Source organism: Comamonas sp. Z1, from assembly GCF_008121555.1.
Classification (GTDB): Bacteria; Pseudomonadota; Gammaproteobacteria; order Burkholderiales; family Burkholderiaceae_C; genus Comamonas; species Comamonas thiooxydans.
Genome location: NZ_VOQT01000011.1, coordinates 82,523 through 102,792, shown reverse-complemented (window position 1 = coordinate 102,792; position 20,270 = coordinate 82,523). Strand labels below are relative to the sequence as shown.

General features: G+C 63.4%; 15 protein-coding genes. 12 read left to right on the top strand and 3 right to left on the bottom strand.

The window, feature by feature from the left end; translation table 11 throughout:
* Nucleotides 1-780 carry an Asp/Glu racemase gene (locus tag FSY45_RS18555; protein WP_003065844.1) on the bottom strand — a complete coding sequence of 260 codons (780 nt, stop codon included), beginning with the start codon at nucleotides 778-780 and terminating at the stop codon, nucleotides 1-3.
* A gap of 322 nt (nucleotides 781-1,102) precedes the next feature.
* Between FSY45_RS18555 and FSY45_RS18550 the strand changes: the two genes are divergently transcribed.
* The 4 genes from FSY45_RS18550 to FSY45_RS18535 all read left to right on the top strand — a co-directional run bounded on the left by FSY45_RS18550 (nucleotide 1,103) and on the right by FSY45_RS18535 (nucleotide 7,542).
* On the top strand, nucleotides 1,103-2,260 hold the full coding sequence (locus tag FSY45_RS18550) for an FAD-dependent monooxygenase (RefSeq protein ID WP_003065846.1): 1,158 nt from the start codon (nucleotides 1,103-1,105) through the stop codon (nucleotides 2,258-2,260).
* 95 nt (nucleotides 2,261-2,355) lie between these two features.
* Entirely contained in the window at nucleotides 2,356-2,913 is a 558-nt protein-coding gene (locus FSY45_RS18545) for a (2Fe-2S)-binding protein (RefSeq protein ID WP_148748157.1), read from the top strand.
* Nucleotides 2,910-5,885 (top strand): cytochrome c, encoded by a 2,976-nt coding sequence (locus FSY45_RS18540; RefSeq protein ID WP_003065850.1) that lies wholly within the window; start codon nucleotides 2,910-2,912, stop codon nucleotides 5,883-5,885. The genes FSY45_RS18545 and FSY45_RS18540 overlap by 4 nt, the downstream gene beginning before the upstream one ends.
* A 340-nt stretch (nucleotides 5,886-6,225) precedes the next feature.
* On the top strand, nucleotides 6,226-7,542 hold the full coding sequence (locus FSY45_RS18535) for an MFS transporter (RefSeq protein WP_148748156.1): 1,317 nt from the start codon (nucleotides 6,226-6,228) through the stop codon (nucleotides 7,540-7,542).
* An 82-nt stretch (nucleotides 7,543-7,624) separates the two neighbouring features.
* On the opposite strand, the gene FSY45_RS18530 is transcribed toward FSY45_RS18535, so the two are convergent.
* Nucleotides 7,625-8,068 (bottom strand): MarR family winged helix-turn-helix transcriptional regulator, encoded by a 444-nt coding sequence (locus FSY45_RS18530; RefSeq protein ID WP_003052004.1) that lies wholly within the window; start codon nucleotides 8,066-8,068, stop codon nucleotides 7,625-7,627.
* Nucleotides 8,069-8,376: 308 nt separating this feature from the next.
* Between FSY45_RS18530 and FSY45_RS18525 the strand changes: the two genes are divergently transcribed.
* From FSY45_RS18525 to FSY45_RS18510, 4 genes are all read left to right on the top strand, one after another.
* Nucleotides 8,377-10,542, top strand: coding sequence for a formate dehydrogenase subunit gamma (locus FSY45_RS18525; protein WP_148748155.1), 2,166 nt, complete (start codon nucleotides 8,377-8,379; stop codon nucleotides 10,540-10,542).
* 10 nt (nucleotides 10,543-10,552) lie between these two features.
* Nucleotides 10,553-13,468: a formate dehydrogenase subunit alpha gene (fdhF, locus tag FSY45_RS18520; RefSeq protein WP_148748154.1), complete on the top strand. Its 2,916-nt coding sequence runs from the start codon at nucleotides 10,553-10,555 to the stop codon at nucleotides 13,466-13,468.
* A complete protein-coding gene (locus FSY45_RS18515; RefSeq protein WP_034377791.1) occupies nucleotides 13,468-13,707 on the top strand; it encodes a formate dehydrogenase subunit delta in 240 nt (79 codons plus the stop codon). Before fdhF ends, FSY45_RS18515 begins: the two co-directional genes overlap by 1 nt.
* A 158-nt stretch (nucleotides 13,708-13,865) precedes the next feature.
* Nucleotides 13,866-14,765 (top strand): DMT family transporter, encoded by a 900-nt coding sequence (locus FSY45_RS18510; protein WP_050788968.1) that lies wholly within the window; start codon nucleotides 13,866-13,868, stop codon nucleotides 14,763-14,765.
* 113 nt (nucleotides 14,766-14,878) lie between these two features.
* Here FSY45_RS18510 and FSY45_RS18505 read toward each other — a convergent pair whose 3' ends face one another.
* Nucleotides 14,879-15,514 (bottom strand): TetR/AcrR family transcriptional regulator, encoded by a 636-nt coding sequence (locus FSY45_RS18505; RefSeq protein ID WP_003065865.1) that lies wholly within the window; start codon nucleotides 15,512-15,514, stop codon nucleotides 14,879-14,881.
* 228 nt (nucleotides 15,515-15,742) lie between these two features.
* Here FSY45_RS18505 and FSY45_RS18500 point away from each other — a divergent pair, with 228 nt between their 5' ends.
* From FSY45_RS18500 to hppD, 4 genes are all read left to right on the top strand, one after another.
* Nucleotides 15,743-17,068 (top strand): FAD-binding oxidoreductase, encoded by a 1,326-nt coding sequence (locus tag FSY45_RS18500; protein WP_148748153.1) that lies wholly within the window; start codon nucleotides 15,743-15,745, stop codon nucleotides 17,066-17,068.
* A 48-nt stretch (nucleotides 17,069-17,116) separates the two neighbouring features.
* Nucleotides 17,117-18,517, top strand: a complete 1,401-nt coding sequence (locus tag FSY45_RS18495) for an amino acid permease (RefSeq protein WP_003065869.1) — start codon at nucleotides 17,117-17,119, stop codon at nucleotides 18,515-18,517.
* Nucleotides 18,518-18,670: 153 nt separating this feature from the next.
* Complete coding sequence (locus FSY45_RS18490; RefSeq protein WP_003065871.1) at nucleotides 18,671-19,051, top strand: RidA family protein; 381 nt, start codon at nucleotides 18,671-18,673, stop codon at nucleotides 19,049-19,051.
* Nucleotides 19,052-19,092: 41 nt separating this feature from the next.
* Entirely contained in the window at nucleotides 19,093-20,181 is a 1,089-nt protein-coding gene (gene hppD / locus FSY45_RS18485; RefSeq protein ID WP_003065874.1) for a 4-hydroxyphenylpyruvate dioxygenase, read from the top strand.
* Nucleotides 20,182-20,270 lie beyond the last annotated feature (89 nt).

Genomic DNA, 20,270 nt, shown 5'->3' with positions numbered 1-20,270 from the left:
TTAGGCCTTGGCCGCCGTGTCGTAGGGGTAAGCACCCGACAGCAGCGCACCTGCGCCCGGTACCACGGGGTCGAGGCCTAGCTCCTTGAGGATGGCGTAGGTGGTGGCGATGGAGGCGGTCAGCACGGGTTTGCCGGTTTCGGCCTCGACCTGGGCCACGGCCGGCAGCGAGGGCATTTGCACGCAGGCCGACAGCACGATCACGTCGGCGTCGGCGTAGTTCATGTCCGCCACGATGCCGGGTAGTTTGGAGGGGTCGTGGCGGCCCACGTCGAGGTTGTCGGGGATTTCCAGCGCACGCCAGTCCACCACCTCGAAGCCTTCGGCGGCGATGTAGTTCTTGACCAGCTCGGTCAGGGGGACCATGTAGGGGGCGACCAGGGCGATCTTCTTGGCGCCCATGACCTTCAGCGCCTCCACCAGCGCACCCGCGCTGGTTATTACGGGCGCGGTGGCGCCGTTGCTGGCCGTGCGCTCGGTCAGTCGGGCCTGCGAGACGCGGTGGTAGCCGTGGCCCATGGCCATGATGGCCACGAGGCAGGCATAACCCAGAACGTCCACGCGCGCATCGCTCAGCTCCAGTGCGCAGCGGTCGCTTTCGGCATCCATGGCGGCCAGTTCTTCCTTCACCACTTTCTTCATGCGCATGCGGCTGGAGTGGAAGGTGAAGCGGTCCTGGGGGCGCAGCGTGGAATGGGCCTGCAGCATGGCCGGCACTTCGGTCTCCATGGTGGTGTTGGAGCTGGGGACGATCTGGCCGATGCGGAACGTTTGGGTCATGACTTGCCTTTGCAGAGTTTTGAGGGTTTCTGATCAGAATCAAATAAGTGTGTACGCTTTATTCTTGCAAAAGATATGCCGACTTGCAAATGAGATTTTTCTCGGTGTTTGTACTTATTTGGTGCGAAATTTGCACCAAAAATGTTGAATTCCAATTTATTCTGCCGCTCCATGGTGCATGCGTGATTTTGGAAATTTAAGCGCATACACCTGAATTAAATGTTTTGTTGCCTGGCACGCTTCCTGCTCTCAAGCATTTATGGACGCGCCGAAGCAACGGTTGCCCCGTCTGGCTTTCAACATTCCTGCAAGGAGAAAAACTGTGTCCCAATCCCCTCGAATCGCCGTTGTCGGTGCCGGTCTCGGCGGGGCCGCTGCTGCCAAGCTGCTGCTCCAGGAAGGCTTCAATGTCCGCGTCTATGAGCAGGCGCCCAGCTTCTCTCGTCTGGGAGCCGGCATCCACGTCGGTCCCAATGTGATGAAGATCCTGCGTCGCATCGGCATTGAGGACGCGCTCAACGAGCAGGGCTCCCACCCAGACTACTGGTACAGCCGCCACTGGCAGACGGGCGACGTGCTGGCCCAGATCCCGCTGGGCGACTACGCCGTCAAGGAATACGGCGCCAGCTACCTCACCGTGCACCGCGGCGACTTTCATGCGCTGCTGATCGAGGCCTTGCCCGACAGCGTGATGGCCTATGGCAAGTTCCTGACCAAGGTGGAGGATCGGGGCAATGTGGTGCTCATGCACTTCGCGGATGGCTCGACCGAAGAGGCCGACATCGTCATCGGTGCCGATGGCGTGAACTCCCGCATCCGCGAAGAGCTGCTGGGCCCCGAGCTGCCCAAGTACGCCGGCTACCTGGCCCATCGCGCCGTATTCCCCACGCCCGAAGTCAAGGCCGGCATGCTGCCCTTCGATGCCTGCGTGAAGTGGTGGAGCGATGACCGCCACATGATGACCTACTTCGTCACCGGCAAGGCCGACGAGCTGTACTACGTGACCGGCGTTCCGGTCGAAAAGTGGGACCTCGACGACCGCTGGCTGCCCAGCAGCAAGGAAGAGATGCGCGAGGCCTTCTCGGGCTGGCACCCTACGGTGCAGGCGCTGATCGACGCCACCGTGGAAGTGACCAAATGGTCGCTGCTGGAGCGCGACCCGCTGCCGCTGTGGAGCCGTGGTCGTCTGGTGCTGCTGGGTGATGCCTGCCATCCCATGAAGCCCCACATGGCCCAGGGCGCGGCCATGGCCATCGAGGACGGCGCCATGCTGGCGCGCTGCCTCAAGGAAGTCGGTGCGCACAACCATGAGCTGGCCTTCGCGCTGTATGAGGCCAACCGTGCCGAGCGCGCCAGCAAGGTGCAGCGCATCTCGCACGACAACACCTGGCTGCGCACCAACGAAGATCCGTCCTGGTGCTTCGGCTACGACGTGTTCAACGTGCCCCTGGTCGAACCCAGGGTCAAGGCCGCTGCCTGATACTCGCTGCCCTGCCGGACAGGGGGTAGATATCCCTCTCCCGTCTGGCAGCAGAACGCCGACATCCTGAACCGCAGTTGCAAGAGCCTCGTCCCATGGGAATCCCAGTTCATTCAAGCAGTCCCTCTCACCTCATCCTCCTGCAGGTCAATGCACGCGCATGCGAGGTGCCGGCCGCGCCAGGGACGGCGCTGCTGCATGTGCTGCGCAATGACCTGGAGCTGAACGGGCCCAAATACGGCTGCGGCCTGGGTGAGTGCGGCGCCTGCACGGTGCTGATCGACGGTGTGGCCGCGCGTTCCTGCGTGATTCCCGTGAAGGCGGCAGTGGGCCGAGAAGTGACCACGCTGGAAGGCCTGGGATCGCGCCAGTGTCCGGGCACCACGCAGCAGGCCTTCATTGACTGTCAGGCCGCCCAGTGTGGCTACTGTCTCAATGGCATGATCATGACGGTGGAGGCCTTGTTGCGTCGCAACCCGAACCCCACCGAGCAGGAGCTGCGCAACGAGCTGCACCACAACCTGTGCCGCTGCGGCACGCATGTGGAAATCATGCAGGCGGCCCTGCGCGCCGTGCAGCTGCGTGCGGAACGGGCCGCGCTGCAGGCGCCCTCCTGCGTTCCATCTTCAAGTGCGGGCGGGGTCCAGCCATGAACACGGCCAACACCCCCCCCGCCCTGCCTTCCGACCTGCTGCATGGCCTGGCGCTGCGCCCACCTGTCGCGGCCTGGGACGGGCTGCGCTACCAAGGCAGCGTGCCCGCCCATGCGTGGCTGGACCAGGCGCAGGCCATGACCGGCGTGGTGGCCGCCGTGCAGCGCGAGCATTTTCTGGGCGTGGTTGCCGTGGCGCTCGTCCATGCGCGGCAGGCGCTTGCCAGCCTGGTGCCTGTATGGAAGGACGGGCAGGCGGCCTTGTCGGCTCGCCCCGTCTCTCACGCCTCCAGATCGCAGGAATCGCACGAGTCGATCGATACCGGTCGCTACGTCTGGCGCATGGCCGATGTGAGCGCTGGTTCCGGCACGGCACGCGTGGCCGCGTGGAGCCTGGACGGTCATATCAGCCTCTGGCTGCCGCCGTGTGAAGCCGACGTACGCCAGATGATCGGCCGTGAACTGACCACGCTGCTGCAATGCCCAGAATCCGCGCTGAGGCTGTTCAGCATGCCTGCCATGGGCCCTGGCAGCGTGCATCCGCTGGACCTCATGGATGCAGCCGCCGATGCGGCCCTGCTGTCCCATGCCGTGGGCCGGCCCGTCAGCGTGGCCTGCGAGGCAGGGGCCGCGGGTACAGGCGGTAGCCGCGAGCTGGTGCTGCGCGTGGATGCGCAGGCTTCGCAGGCGCTTGAAGCCGGCACGATGGTGCAGGCCCATGAAGGCAATGCATCGCCGCAGCCCGACCTGCTGCTGTCCGACTCCCCCTGGGCCGTGCGCCCCAGCATGGCGCGCCTGCTGAGCCAGCCCGGTTTGACGCGAGCCGTCGCTCTGGCCACCGTGCTCGATGCCGGCGAAGTGCGCGAGCGCAAGGTGGTCGCCAGTCTGCGGCATGCCGGTGTCGACGATCTGAATGCCGCCCAAGTCTTTGCCCATGAAAGCCATTGGCATGAGCAGGCCCTGGGTCTGGGGCATGACCCACTGCAGTGGCGCCTGCAGCATTTGCCCGAAGGCCCGGTGCGCGATCTCGCGCAGCAGGTGGCCGAGCGTGCGCAGGTATCACCGCAAGACGACATTCCGCAAGACACCGATGGCCGCCTGCTGGGTCGAGGCTTTGCCACTGCCCAGCTGCAGACTCTGGATGCTCAGGGCGCCGACCTGCATGCATGGAGCGCCTGGGTGGCCGAGGTGGCCGTGCATCCGCTCACCGGCGAGATTGAGGTGACCCGAGTGGTGGCCGGCCATGACAGTCGCAGTCTACAAGCGGCCCAGGCGGCCAGTACGCGACCCGAAATCGTGCAGCAGGACCCGCAGTTGCTGGCCGATGCGCGCCGGTTGCTGAGCACGGCTCCCGCCTTCGACGACTGGACTGGTTCCGTCGCTTCCGCTACTGGTTTCGATGTGATCGCCAAACCTGGTTCCGATCTGGCGGAGCATGCGCGCGGCGATGTCGGACCCATCCGTCAGGGTGGTCTGGCGCTGGACGGGGTGGCCACGCTGCCCGCCGCCGCCGCCATTGCCAACGCCATCCACCATGCAACGGGCGTGCGCCTGCGCGAAGTGCCCTTTCGGCCCGAACAACTGCGCCTGGCGCTGGCCGGCGAGGGCGCGGGCAAATCATCCATTGCAAAGTCCGGTCGTGGCTGGGGCTGGCTGGCTGCAGGTGCTGCGGGCCTTGTCGGCATGGCTGCCATGGGCTGGCCGCTGAAACCGGCTCTGCCGCTGACCGACGGGCCCGACGTCTCTCTTTATTCGCCCCAGGCCCTGGAGCGCGGCCGCCTGGTGGCTGCCGCGGGCGACTGTGTGGTCTGCCATACGGCGCCGGGTGGTGCCTCCAATGCGGGAGGCTTGGGGCTGGAGACGCCGTTCGGCACCATTTACTCCACCAACATCACGCCCGACAACGAAACAGGCATCGGCCGCTGGTCTTATGCAGCCTTCGAGCGCGCGATGCGCCACGGCATCCACCAGGATGGACGTCAGCTGTATCCGGCATTCCCGTACACGGCCTTCGCCAAGCTCAGCGATGGTGACCTGCAGGCCCTATATGGCTATCTGATGTCCCAGCCCGCCGTGAAGGCCAAGGCCTCCGAGACGCAACTGGCCTTTCCCTACAACCTGCGCCCGGCCATGGCCGGCTGGAATCTGCTGTTCCACGACGCCACGCCCTTCAAGGCCGACCCCGCGCGCAGCGCCGAATGGAACCGGGGGGCCTATCTGGTCGAGGGCGCGGGCCATTGCGCGGCCTGCCACTCGCCGCGCAATGCGCTGGGGGCCGAAAAGAGCGGCATCCGCTATCTGGGCGGCGGCGAGGCCGAAGGCTGGAGCGCCCCTGCGCTCAACCAGCTGGCCGGCGGCAAGCTGCCCTGGAGTCGCGAGGAGCTGTACCAGTACCTGCGCACGGGCTTCTCGGCCCGCCATGGCGTGGCGGCGGGGCCCATGGCGCCCGTCATCCACGGCTTGGCCCAGTTGCCTGAAGCCGATGTGCGCGCCATGGCCACGTATCTGATGGAACTGCCGGGCCAGGCTGCACAGGATGCGCAGACCGCACCGTCCCAGGCTGCGCCCGTCGCTCCTCTGACTACAACTGTGGCCGCCCCCGTGGCCACGCCGGCCCCGGCGATGGAGCGCCAGGTCAACGGCGAGCGCATCTACCAGAACGCCTGCGCGGTCTGCCATGAGGCGGGCAGCGGGCCCACACTGTTCGGCGTCAAGCCTCTGCTAGCCCTGAATACCAACCTGCATGCCGCAAGCCCGGACAACCTGCTCCAGGTCGTCCTGAACGGTATCCAGACACCCGCCGACGATGCGCTGGGCTATATGCCCGGCTTCAGGGACAGCCTGGACGACAGGCAGATTGCGGACCTGATCGGATATTTGCGTCAACGATTTGCACCGGAGGAAAAAGCTTGGCCAGACGATACGAAGACGATTAAGCGGCTGCGAGCGCAGGTGCAGGCGCATGCGCCCTAGGGGCTGCAGCGGGCGGCGGCATGGGCGATGCCGCGGATATGGATCTCTTGCCCTGGAGTCTCTCCAGGGGCCGGGTCCGGACATCTGATGCTGGGGACAGGGGATGGACAGCCACGGACGGGCTATCGCTATGCCGACCGTACGGAATGTACCCATCGCCTGGATGCAGATACCGACATCTGGAATCTTTTTCATCGGTCCATGGAAATGGCGCCGAGGGAGGGGGTCGCTCTGGATGTGTGATGGGTGGAAAGCGCTGCACGAATAGGCCGAGGCCGAATGGCGGTGCTTGCGAGAAGACAGATTCAACAATTGCGATGACTAAAAAAGGAGTCCCTGCATGTCATCTACATATATTTCAGTGGAAAAAGGCATCCAGACTGCGGGTGTGGGCAAGTTTCAGTACCGGCTGTTCGTGATCTTTGGCCTGGTCTGGCTGGCGGACGCCATGCAGGTGCTGTCCATTGGTTTCAGTGCGCCGTCCATTGCCAAGACTTTCGGCAAGACTGTGCCCGAGGCGCTGCAGACCGGCACCTTCTTCTTCATCGGCATGCTGATCGGTGCCTTCGTCTTCGGCAGACTGGCAGACCGCATAGGCCGCCGCCCGGTGCTGATGATGGCCGTGGTGATCGACGCCCTTGCGGGAGTGGCTTCGGCCTTTGCGCCCGAGTTCGCCTGGCTGCTGGTGCTTCGCTTCATCACAGGCATAGGCGTGGGCGGCACGCTGCCCGTGGACTACACCATGATGGCCGAGTTCCTGCCCAGCGACCGCCGTGGCCGCTGGCTGGTGCTGCTGGAGTCGTTCTGGGCCGTGGGCACCATCTTCCTGGCCATCCTGGCGCTGGTGGCCGTATATTGGGGCGAGGATGCTTGGCGCGTGATCTTTTTCGTGACCGGACTGCCGGCGCTGATCGGCGTGGTGCTGCGCTTCTACATCCCCGAATCGCCCATGTACCTGAATCGCAACGGCAAGTCCGAAGAGGCGCGCAAGGTGCTGCAACGGGTGGCCAAGGTCAACGGAAACACGGTCGACATCCCGGCCCTGCAGCCTGAAAAGCAGGAGCGCAAGTCTCTCTTCGCCCTGTTCTCGCAAGATCTGCGCCGTCGCAGCTTCTCGCTGTTCCTGGCTTGGGCGCTGATCTCCATCGCCTACTACGGCGTCTTTGTCTACCTGCCCGTCAAGCTCAGCAGCGAAGGCTTTGCCTTCATGCGTGGCCAGGTCTTCCTGGTGGTGCTAGCGCTGGTGCAGCTGCCCGGATTTGCGCTGTCGGCTTATGGCGTGGAACGCTGGGGCCGCAAGCCTACGCTGATCGGATTTCTGCTGCTCAGCGCCGTGGGCTGCATGCTCTATAGCCTGGGCTCCTCACCCTTCGTGGTGATCGGATCGACGCTGCTGATGAGCTTCTCGCTGCTGGGCACCTGGGGCGCGTTGTATGCCTTCACGCCCGAGGTCTACCCGACCGACCTGCGCGCCAGCGGCATGGGTATGGCAGGTGCTGTGGCGCGCTTCGGCGGCCTGTTCGCCCCGGCCATCATTGCGCCCATCATGGCCACCCACTTCACCATGGCCCTGGCCGTACTGTCGGCGATGCTGGTCGGTGGTGCGCTGTCGATCTGGGCGGTGGACGTGGAGTCGCGCAATCGGGCGCTGGATTGATGACGGCCTGAGCGGCCGGCTCAGCAAAAAGGCCAGAAGGATTGCTCCTTCTGGCCTTTGCTTTTTTGGGGGCTGCGGCAGCTCATTCGGAGTCGCTGCCTTCCAGCATCTTTCTGAGCAGGAAATCCAGCGCCAGACGCTCCGCGGGATTGAGCTTGCCGTATGTGCTTTCGGTGATCTGCTTGGCAAAGGGCTCCATGTCGTGCACCAGATCCTGACCGGCTTCGGTGAGGTTGATGACGACCTTGCGCCGGTCCATGCGGTCATGCTCCACCTGAACCAGTTCACGCTGCTTGAGTCGGTCCACCACGCCGCGTATGGTGGCCTGATCGATCACCGTAGCCTTGACGATGTCGGCCAGTGAGCTGCCTTTGTTGTCACGCACAGAGCACAGCACCACGAATTGCGCCGCCGTGAGCTGAGAGTCGGGAATGTACTGCTGGAAAAGCGCGGCATGCCTTTGATAGACGCGTCGCAACAGGTGGCCGATCTGGTCCGAAAAGTGATAGCCATCCTGTGGCGTCATGGCTGATGGCTGCTGAATCATGGTTCGCGTGAGCTTACCAAAAATCACGCCAAGTACCGTGATTTGCGACAAGCGCGGTGCATGGGCGAGACGCTGTAAAACTGCTTCAAAGCAGCACGTGCGGCAAGGAGGAGCATCAGGGCTTGCGAGTACATCGGCGCAGGTTGCCAGCTCATTCGCGCATTGAATGGTGCAATCAGGAATATGAATTTGACGGCTTGCCGGTCAGGGCTTGAAATGGCGGGAGAGACAAAGCGTCTGCGGAACAGACCGCGCCGCTTCCACAATGAAAGCCAGTTGGGACACCCATGCCAGCCATTCAAGGGAAGATCATTCCCATCACCTTCGACGGAGCCGCCAGTGCCGGTTCCGCACTCGGTGGCCATGAACGCGAAGCCGTCGAGCACGCCATTGCCAAGCATGCATCGCGCCCCGGTTCCCTGATCGAGCTGCTGCACTCTCTGCAAAATGCGCTGGGCTTTATCCCGCGTGCAGCCGTGCCAGTCATTGCCGAGGCCCTGAATCTTTCGCGTGCCGAGGTCCATGGTGTTGTCAGCTATTACCCGCATTTGCGCGAGCAGCCGCATGGCAGGGCGCTGATCCAGATCTGCCGGGCCGAAGCCTGCAAGTCGCGTGGTGGCGATGCACTGTTTGCCCATGCGCAGGCGACGCTGGGCTGCCAGGCCCATGGCACGAGCGCCGATGGCAGCGTGACGCTGGAGCCTGTTTACTGCCTGGGGCTGTGCGCCCAGTCGCCGGCCGTGATGGTCGACGAGAGCGAAGTCCATGCGCGGATGACTGCGGACCGGCTCGATGCCCTGCTGGAGGAAATACAGCGAAAACGACTTGAAACCAAGGCAGATGAAGCGCAAGCAGCTATCGAAAATGAAGCGGTTGCTGCCACGCGCATCTATGTGCCGCGCGATGCCGCGGCCCTGGCCGTGGGCGCGGATGCGGTGGCCCAGGCGCTGCAGCGCGAGTGCGAGGCGCGAGGCCTGGCGGTGGAGCTGGTACGCAACGGCTCGCGTGGCTTGCTGTGGCTGGAGACCCTGGTCGAGATTGAGACTGCACAGGGCCGCGTGGCCTACGGCCCGGTTCAGGCGGCTGACGTGCCGGGTCTGCTGGACGTCGGCATGCTGCAGGGCCAGTCCCATGCGCTATGCCATGGGCTGACCGAGCAGATGCCTTATCTGGCACGGCAGGAACGTCTGACTTTTGCACGCGTGGGCATCATCGATCCGCTGAGCCTGCGGGACTACGAGGCCCATGGCGGCTGGCAAGGCCTCAGGGCCGCTGCGGTCATGGCGCCCGAAGCCATCGTCCAGCAGGTGCTGGACTCCGGCCTGCGCGGTCGCGGTGGGGCGGCATTTCCGGCGGGGATCAAATGGAAGACCGTTGCGGCTGCAGAAAGTGCGGGAACAGGGCCGCAGAAGTACATTGCCTGCAATGCCGACGAAGGCGATTCGGGCACGTTCGCCGACCGTCTGCTGATGGAGGGCGACCCGTTCTGCCTGATCGAGGGTATGGCGATCGCTGGTCTGGCCGTGGGTGCGACTCAGGGCTATATCTATGTGCGCAGTGAATATCCGCACTCGATTGCGGTGCTGAACGAGGCGATTGCACGCGCCAGTGCGGCGGGCTGGCTGGGCGCCAATGTGGCCGGCAGCGGCAAGGCGTTTTATCTGCAGGTGCGCAAGGGGGCTGGCAGCTATGTCTGCGGCGAAGAGACCGCCATGCTGGAGAGCATCGAAGGCAAGCGCGGCATTGTGCGCGCCAAGCCGCCGCTGCCCGCAATCGAAGGCCTGTTCGGCAAGCCCACAGTCATCAACAATGTGATCACGCTGGCGACCGTACCCATCATCCTGGCCAGGGGCGCGGCCTTCTATCAGGGCTATGGCATGGGTCGCTCGCGCGGCACGCTGCCGTTCCAGCTGGCCGGCAATATTGCGCAAGGCGGCCTGGTGGAAAAAGCTTTCGGCCTCACGCTGCGCGAGCTGGTGCAGGACTTTGGCGGCGGCACCGCCAGCGGTCGACCCATCAAGGCCATTCAGGTGGGCGGCCCGCTGGGCAGCTATGTAGCGCCCGAGGACTGGGATGAGCCGCTGGACTATGAAGCCTATGCCGCCAAGGGCAATGTGGTTGGCCATGGCGGTCTGGTCGTGCATGACGACGGCGCCGATATGGCGCAGCTGGCGCGCTATGCCATGGAGTTCTGCGCCATCGAGTCCTGCGGCAAGTGCACGCCCTGCCGCATCGGCTCCACGCGGGGAGTGGAGGTGATAGACCGCATCACGCGTCAAGGCGGAGTCGAGCATGCGGGCAATGTGGCGCTGCTCGAGAGCCTGTGCGACACCATGCAGCACGGCAGCCTGTGTGCCATGGGCGGCATGACCCCCTATCCGGTGCGCTCTGCGCTGCAGCACTATCCGCAGGACTTCGGTATCGAGCCCGTGCAGACCGTGAACCACGCCTGAGGAGAGAGCCATGCTGGAACATTTGAAGAACACCGATTGCGGAACGCCTGCCAGTCTGTCCGAGGAGCGGGTCACGCTGCATATAGACGGCCGCGAGGTCACCGTGCCCAAGGGTACATCATTGATGCGCGCCGCTGTCGATGGCGGCATCAAGGTGCCCAAGCTCTGTGCCACTGATTCGCTGGAGCCCTTTGGTTCCTGCCGTCTGTGTCTGGTGCAGATCGAGGGGCGCAAGGGCTTTCCTGCGTCCTGCACCACGCCTGCCGAAGCGGGCATGAAGGTGCGCACCCAGAGCCCGCAGCTGCAGGAGCTGCGCAAGGGCGTGATGGAGCTCTATATCTCCGACCACCCGCTCGATTGCCTGACCTGTTCGTCCAACGGCGACTGCGAGTTGCAGGACATGGCCGGAGTGGTTGGCCTGCGCGAGGTGCGCTATGGCATGGATGGCGCCAACCACTTCAAGGGCGAAGCCAGGGCCGAGGTCGATACCTCCAACCCGTATTTCAACTACGACCCCAGCAAGTGCATTGTCTGCAATCGCTGCGTGCGCGCCTGCGAGGAAACGCAGGGCACGTTTGCGCTGACGATCAGCGGACGCGGTTTCGAGTCTCGCATCACAGCAGGTCAGGGCGACGGCTTCATGGCCAGCGACTGTGTGAGCTGCGGCGCCTGCGTGCAGGCCTGTCCCACGGCCACGCTGCAGGAAAAGACCGTGGTCGAGCTGGGGCAGAGCGAGCACAGCGAGATCACGACTTGCGCCTACTGCGGCGTGGGCTGCGGCTTCAAGGCCGAGATGAAGGGCGAGCAGGTGGTGCGCATGGTGCCCTGGAAGGACGGCAAGGCCAACGAAGGCCATGCCTGCGTCAAGGGGCGTTTTGCCTGGGGCTATGCCACGCACAAGGACCGCATCACCCAACCCATGATCCGCTCCAAGATCACCGACCCCTGGCGCGAAGTGAGCTGGGAGGAGGCGATAGGCCATGCGGCCAGCGAATTCCGCCGCATCCAGGCCAAGCATGGCAGGGACTCGATTGGCGGCATCACCTCGTCGCGCTGCACCAACGAGGAAACCTATCTGGTGCAGAAGCTGATCCGCGCGGCCTTCGGCAACAACAATGTCGATACCTGTGCGCGCGTCTGTCACTCACCCACGGGCTATGGCCTGGGCCAGACCTATGGCACGTCGGCAGGCACGCAGACCTTCAAGTCGGTCGAGCACTCCGATGTGATCATGGTGATCGGCGCCAATCCCACGGCGGCGCACCCGGTGTTCGGCTCGCGCATGAAAAAGCGGCTGCGTGGCGACTCCCGGCGTGCCGGCGCCGGCCTGATCGTGATCGACCCGCGCGAGATCGAGCTCGTCAACTCGCCCCATGTCAAGGCCGACTATCACCTGCAGCTGAGGCCCGGCACGAATGTGGCCATGATCACGGCGCTGGCCCATGTGATCGTCACCGAAGGCTGGCTGGCCGATGCCTATATTGACGAGCGCTGCGACGCCAAGTCCTTTGCGCAATGGAAGGAGTTCGTTGCCAGGCCCGAGAACTCGCCCGAGGCCACGGCCGACATCACCGGCGTGGCTCCCGAGCTGGTGCGTGGTGCGGCGCGGCTGTATGCATTGGGCAGTGCGGATCATCCGCAGGGAAGGCAGGTCAACTCCGCCATCTACTACGGCCTGGGCGTGACCGAGCATGCCCAGGGATCGACCATGGTCATGGGCATTGCCAATCTGGCCATGGCCACGGGCAATGTGGGGCGCGAAGGCGTGGGCGTTAATCCCTTGCGCGGGCAGAACAATGTCCAGGGCTCCTGCGACATGGGTAGCTTTCCGCATGAGCTGCCGGGCTATCGCCATATCTCGGACAGCATCACCAGAGCCGAATTTGAAGGCGCCTGGGGCGTGAAGCTCAGTCCCGAGCCGGGCTTGCGCATTCCCAATATGTTCGAGGCCGCGCTGGAAGGCAGCTTCTTGGGCCTGTACTGCGAGGGCGAGGACATCGTGCAGTCCGACCCGAACACCCAGCATGTGACGGCAGCGCTGTCGGCCATGGAATGCGTGGTGGTGCAGGATATCTTCCTCAACGAAACCGCCAAGTACGCCCATGTGTTCCTGCCCGGATCGTCCTTCATGGAGAAAGACGGCACCTTCACCAATGCCGAGCGTCGCATCTCGCGCGTGACCCAGCTCATGCAGCCGCTGGCCGGCTATGCCGACTGGGAGGTGACGCAGCTTTTGTCCAAGGCGCTGGGCTATCCCATGAACTACGGCCATCCGCGTGAAATCATGGCCGAGATAGCGGCCCTGACCCCGACTTTCGCGGGCGTGAGCTACGAGAAGATAGAGCGCCTGGGCAGCGTGCAGTGGCCCTGCAACGAGGGCACCGAAGAGGCGGGCACGGCCATCATGCACCAGGATAGATTTGTGCGTGGCAAGGGCCGCTTCATCATCACCCAGTACGTGGCCACCGATGAAAAGGTCACCCAGCGCTTTCCGCTGCTGCTGACCACGGGGCGCATTCTCTCGCAGTACAACGTGGGGGCACAGACGCGGCGCACGGCCAACAGCCAGTGGCATGGCGAGGACAGGCTCGAGATTCATCCACATGACGCACAGGACCGTGGCATCCGCGATGGCGACTGGGTGGGCATTGAAAGCCGCGCCGGCCAGACGGTGCTGCGCGCCACGGTGACAGAGCGCATACAGCCCGGCGTGGTCTACACCACCTTCCATTTCCCCGAGTCGGGCGCGAATGTGATCACCACCGACAGTTCGGACTGGGCCACCAACTGCCCCGAGTACAAGGTGACGGCCGTGCAGGTATTGCCTGTGGCGCAGCCTTCAAGCTGGCAGCAGGGCTACAGGCGTTTCAACGACCAGCAGCTCGGTCATCTGGCCGCAGCCCAGCTGGAGATGGGAAGTCAGTGATGGATGTGAACAACCTGATCCGTATGGCCAATCGCATAGCCGAGTTCTTCGAGGCCATGCCAGAGCATGACGAGGCGCTCGACGGTGTGGCCCAGCATATCCAGAAGTTCTGGGAGCCGCGCATGAGGCTTCGCATTCTGGCGGCTTTGAATGAGCCTTCGGAGGCTGCGCAGCTGCGGCCTCTGGTGCGCGATGCCTTGCACAAGCATGCCGCGTTGCTGAGGCCTGTGCAGGCATAGCACAGTGCGCCAGACGGTAGCGGCATGCATCCATCCGGAATGTGTTGCGGGTATATTGGGTCTGCAGACCCCTGATCTGAGCCGCTGCCCGCGATCGAATGGCCGCGGCTTTTTTTATTGCCATATTCATGACTTCCGAATCCGTCAAGAGCTCTTTGATGAGCGCGCATCTGCGTCTTCTGGGCATGGCCCTGATGTGGGGCGCTTCCTGGCCGGCAGGCCGCATTCTGGCGCTCAATATGCCGCCTCTGGCGGCGTCGGCGCTGCGCTTTTTGCTGGCTGCGACCCTGTTGCTGCCCTGGCTGTATTTCTCGGGCGGGCTGGGTGCTCTCAGGCACTGGTCTGTCAAGACCTGGCTGGGCATGTTTGCCGCAGGCGCGACCGGGGTGTTCGGCTACGCCAGTTTTTTCCTCACGGGTCTGCAGCATCTGCCTGCGGGCAAGGCTGCGCTGCTCATCACGCTCAATCCGGTGGTCACGCTGGCGTTTGCGGTGTGGCTTTTCAAGGAGCGCATCAACGCCACCATTGCGCTGGGCATGTTGTTGGCGGCCTGCGGCGCCGTGGTGGTCATCTCGCATGGCGATCCCATGCAATTGCTCCACGGAACGGTAGGGGTGGGCGAGATGCTGATTCTGGGCTGCGTGGCCTGCTGGGTTTGCTACACGCTGATTGGCCGCGCCATGCTGGCAGGCGTGGATGCGCTGGCTGCGACCACCGTGACTTCCATTTTTGGCGCCTTGCTGCTTCTGGCCGCCAGCCTGGTGCTGGAAGGCCCGCAGGGGCTGGTTTCAGCATTTCGGGCCAGCGGCACTGCCTGGACTGCCATGGTCTTCATGGCCTATGGCTCCACGGCCCTGGCTTATGCCTGGTACTTCGCGGGCGTCAAATCGCTGGGCGCAGGTGCGGCCTCGGGCTATATCACGCTGGTGCCGGTGATCGGCGTTCTGCTTTCTGCCCTGCTGCTGGGCGAGAGCATTGAGGGCTCCATGGTGCTCGGCGGTGCCATGGCGGTGCTGGGTACAGCCGTGATGAACTGGGGGCGTCGGTCAACAGCCTGAGGTTGTACCTCATGTTTGGTAGCATAAAGCGCTTGTCAAGAAAGCATTTCAAGCCGATTTTTCTGATATGGGCCTGGCTTGTTCAGGGTGCGAAAGCCGCTGCTGCCTGCGGCTCAAGCCTGGTTGATCGTGCCTGCGTTCACGATCATCTGGGAGATCACCTCCAACTGATGTTCGGCTGCTGCATCGTCTATCTCGAACAGGCGCATGACGGCCAGGCCTCGCAGCGCAGCAAACACCACAGATGCAAAGTGGCTGGGCTGAGGATGGCGCTCGGCGATTTCCGGGAAAACCTCCACGAAGTGTTCGAAGGAGGCGGGGTCATGCTGGGAGCGGTGCGCGTTGATGCGCTCGAATAGCGGTGTGCTCTTGCAGCCGAAAAACATGCTCCAGGTCGCCACATAGCTGGGTTGGGCATAGACGCTTTGCCAGGCCCTGCGCACGAATTCGCGAGCGCGCGGCTCCAGCGGCAACTGCGCGGCATCTTCGGGCCAGCCTGCGCCCGCAGCCGCCAGCGGCGCCATGATTTCATCGACCACCTGCTCCATCAGCGCCTGGCGGCTGCCGAACTGGTGCTGCACCGCCCCCAGCGTGACTTTGGCACCACGCGCAATTTCCTGCAGATTGGTCTGCTGAAACCCAACCTTCTGTAGCAGTCGTATGGCGGATTTGATGATTTTGCGCTGAGTGGTCTGACTGCGTTCTGCCTGGGTACGGCGGGGGGCGGTTTTGCTTCCTGTTTGATTCATGGGCTGCGTGTGTGATTCATAAGGCGTCGATGACGCACCACACCAGATGCTACACGCTCCGGCACTGACGGCTGGATGGGCCTGCTTGGGTAATTTCACCCTCGGGTAATCCATGATAAATAAAGATTAAACGTTTAATGTTTTATGTTTTAGACTCCGCCTCCATTGTTGTTCATCAGCGACCTTGGAGAGCGAGTCAGCTTCCGAGGGCTCTTATTGGAAACCGCCATGTCACGCTCTGTTTACCGCCTTCCCGCCGACGACCGCACCAATGGATGGAGCGCGCTGCTGGGAACTCGCCAGCCGAAGGCGCCGCTGCAGGGCGATGTGGCGGTGGACTGGGTCATCGTGGGCGCCGGCTATGCGGGGCTGGCGGCAGCACGCCAGCTGGCACAACAGCAACCTGATGCTTCCATCGCCGTGGTGGATGCGGGCGTGGTGGGGGAGAACGCCTCGGGCCGCAACTCGGGCTTCGCGATCGATCTGCAGCACAGCTCGGCGCCATCGGACGCCGCGGTCGAGGCGGGCCGCCGCGTGATCCGCGTCAACCGCTTTGCCGTGGATGCACTGGAGCGGGCAGTGACTGAGCACAGCATCTCCTGTGGCTGGCAAAAGCGCGGCCGCTACCACGTGGCAGTGACGGAGGAGGTGGCGCAGAAGTCGCTCAAGCCCTATGCACGCAATCTGGATGCCTGGCAGGAGTCCCATGAATATCTGGATCGTGATGCGCTGCGCCAGCGCATAGGCACCGATTACTACGCGGCAGCGGTCTACACGCCGGGCACGCGCCTCATGAATCCCGCGGCGCTGGTGCGTGGTCTGGCCGACAGCCTGCCGTCCCAGGTGCAGCTGTTCGAGAACTCGCCGGTCATCGAGGCGAAGCTCGAAGGCGCGACTCCCTTTGTCCGCACGGCCCAGGGCAGCATCCGTGCGCGCAAGGCCATTCTGGCGGTCAATGCGTTCTCGCAGTCATTCGGCGTCTACCAGGAGCGCCAGGTACCGATTCTGCTGTTCGCCAGCCTCACTCACCCGCTCAGCGATGCCCAGATCGCCCAGCTGGGAACGGATGTCGCCTGGGGTGTGACGCCCGCGCATGGCGTGGCGGGTTCCACGGTACGGCTGACGCACGACCGGCGGCTGATGATCCGCCAGGGGTTCGAGTATTCACCCAGCCTGCGCACCACTGACGGGCGCCGCGCCAAGGCCAGGGCCATGAACCAGGCGCTGTTGCGCCGCCGCTTTCCACAGCTCGGGGCCATCGAACTCGAGCATTTCTGGATGGGCTGGCTGGCGGTCTCGCACAACCATGCGCCCGCCTTTGGCCGGATTGGCGACAACGCCTGGGCAGCGTCCTGCTGCAACGGCTCGGGCATCGTGCGCCATACCGCTGCCGGCATGCTGATCGCCGACCTGGCGCTGGGACGCAAGAACCCGCTGATCGACGACTTCCTCGTCGAGGGCACTGCCAACTACATCCCGCCGCGCCCGCTGCGCGACATCGGCGTGGGACTCACGCTGGCATGGGATATGTGGCGCGGCCGGGCCGAGCAGTAAGCGTTTTTCGGATCCGCATAGGTAGATATAGATAACAGGAGACAAACCATGCATACCCCTTCCTCCAACGGGCATCTGGAGCGCAAGCTCAAGAACCGCCATATCCAGCTGATTGCGCTGGGCGGCACCATAGGCACCGGGCTGTTTCTGGGCTCGGCCGGCATCATCGAGCTGGCCGGCCCTGGCGTGCTGCTGGGCTATACCATCGGCGGCCTGCTGATCTTCTTCATCATGCGTTTCTTGGGCGAAATGCTGGTCGAGGAGCCTTCTGCCGGTTCGTTCAGCTATTTCGCCAACCGCTACGTGGGGCGCTTTGCCGGTTTCCTGTCGGGCTGGAACTGCGTGGCCCTCTATGTGCTGGTGGGCATGCTGGAGTTGACTGCCGTGGGCAAGTTCATCCAGTTCTGGTGGCCCGATATCCCGGTCTGGGTGACGGCCGCCGTTTGCTTTGTGCTTATCAACGGCGTGAACTTCATCAACGTCAAGGCCTATGGCGAGTTTGAGTTCTGGTTCGCGCTGATCAAGATCGTGGCCGTGGTGGCGATGATCGCCACGGGCATCTACCTGCTGTCCACCACGCACAACCCCACGCAGACGATCAGCAACCTGTGGACGCAAGGTGGTTTCCTGCCGAACGGCTTCAAGGGTCTGTTCATGGCCTTTGCCTTCATCATGTTCGCCTTCGGCGGCGTGGAAATGCTGGGCTTTGCCGCTGCAGAAACCGAAGAGCCGCGCAAGGTCATCCCCAAGGCGATCAACCAGCTCATGGTGCGCGTGCTGCTGTTCTATGTGGGATCGATGGCCGTGCTGCTGTCGCTGACGCCCTGGACTGATCTGGTGGCCCAGCTCAAGGCCGGTGGCGGCACCTACAGCAGCAGTCCCTTTGTGCTGGTGTTCTCGGGCATGGGCGAGCACCTGGCCGCGCATATGCTGAATTTCGTGATCCTCACCGCTACGCTGTCGGTCTACAACAGCATGGTCTACAGCTCCAGCCGTCTGCTGTATGGCATGGCCCAGGAAGGCAACGCACCGAAGTCGCTGGCTGAAGTCAACAAACGCGGTGTGCCCGTGAAGGCCATCGTCTACCCCGGCATCGTCACTGCCTTCTGCGTGGTGCTGAACTATGTGGCGCCTGCCGGCGTGATCGAGTTGCTGATCTCGTTGATCACGGCGGCGTTGGTGATCATCTGGACCATCATCATCATTTCGCACCTGAACTACCGCAAGCTGCATGATGCCAAGGGCACGCAGCGCAGCTTCAAGGCGCCGCTGTTCCCGCTGACCAACTACATCTGTCTGGCGGCCATGGCGCTGGTGGTGGTCGTGATGCTGCTCACCCCCGGAGTACGTGCCTCTGCCTATGCCATTCCGGTGTGGGTGCTGGCGGTCTATGCCATGTACCGTATGGTGTTTCGCCAGCCCGTCCGGCTGGTGCAGACTGCGGTTTGATTGAATGAGGACTTACGCAAACAAGGATGCGCCAGGACTGTTTTTTGAGGAAAAGCTCTTGTCCGAACCTGATTTGCGTAAGTCGTGTGAATGAGGGCTTGCGCAGACCTTGGCGCCAGCCTGTTGTAACCCCTGAACCTTGAGAGCACTTCGATGAACTCCACTGCAACCTTTTATCCCGCGCCCGGCGGCATGCCCTTCTCTTCCGCAGTCCGCGCAGGCGGCCTTCTGATGCTGTCGGGGCAGATCCCCTTCGGCGAGGACAAGCGCCCGCTCACCGGCCCCATCGAAGAGCAGACACATGCCGTGCTCAAGGCCATCGCGGCGCGGCTGGAGGCTGTGGGCAGCTCGCTGGACGATGTGGTGAAGGCCAATATCTGGCTCAGCGACCTGGCTCATTTCGATGCCTTCAACAAGGTCTATGCAAGCTATTTCAAGGAAGGCCGTTACCCGGTGCGCAGCCTGGTGCAGGCCCAGCTGGTTTTTGGCGTTGGCGTTGAGATCGAAGTCCAGGCGCTGGATAAAACTGCCTGATCGCGCCATCATCAACTTCATTTTTTTCAGGAAACCTCCTCATGACCGATTTGTTTGAAAACCCCATGGGCCTGTGCGGCTTTGAGTTCGTCGAGTTCGCCTCGCCTGCAGACGGCGTGCTGGAGCCGCTGTTCGAGAAGCTGGGCTTCACGCTGGTGGCCAAGCATCGCTCCAAGGACGTGGTGCTGTATCGCCAGGGCGGCATCAATTTCATCATCAACCGCGAGCCCAGGAGTCAGGCAGCCTATTTCACGGCCGAGCACGGTCCCAGTGCCTGCGGCCTGGCTTTCCGTGTCAAGGATGCGCACAAGGCCTACAAGCGCGCGCTGGAGCTGGGCGCCCAGCCCGTGGACATTCCAACCGGCCCCATGGAACTGCGCCTGCCCGCCATCAAGGGTATCGGTGGTGCGCCGCTGTACCTGATCGACCGCTACGAAGACGGCAAGTCCATCTACGACATCGACTTCGAGTTTCTGCCCGGTGTGGACCGCAATCCCAAGGGCCACGGTTTCCAGGTCGTCGATCACCTCACGCACAACGTCTACCGCGGCCGCATGGCCTACTGGGCCGACTTCTACAACAAGCTGTTCAACTTCCAGGAAATCCGCTACTTCGACATCCAGGGCGAGTACACGGGCCTGACCTCCAAGGCCATGACTGCGCCTGACGGCCTGATCCGCATTCCTCTGAACGAGGAAGCCAAGCAGGGCGGTGGTCAGATCGAGGAATTCCTGATGAAGTTCAATGGCGAGGGCATACAGCACATCGCGCTGCTGTGCGAAGACCTGCCCACGGCCATCGACAGCTTGCAGATGGCTGGCATTCCGCTGCTGACTGCCCCCAACGACATCTATTACGAGAACCTTGCCAAGCGCCTCCCCGGCCACGGCCAGCCCGTGGGCGAGTTGCAGTCGCGTGGCATCTTGCTGGATGGCACCACCGAAGGCGGCCAGCCACGCCTGCTGTTGCAGATCTTCTCCGAGCCGCTGTTGGGCCCCGTGTTCTTCGAGTTCATCGAGCGCAAGGGAAACTACCGCGAAGGCTTTGGCGAGGGCAATTTCAAGGCGCTGTTCGAGTCCATGGAACGCGACCAGATCAACCGCGGCGTGCTCGAAACCGCCAAGGAGTGAGCACCATGAAGATCGACCGCTTCCGTACGGTGGGCGACAGCGGCTCGATCGGCAACTAGGGGCTGGACTGCGCACCACCGGCCTCATCG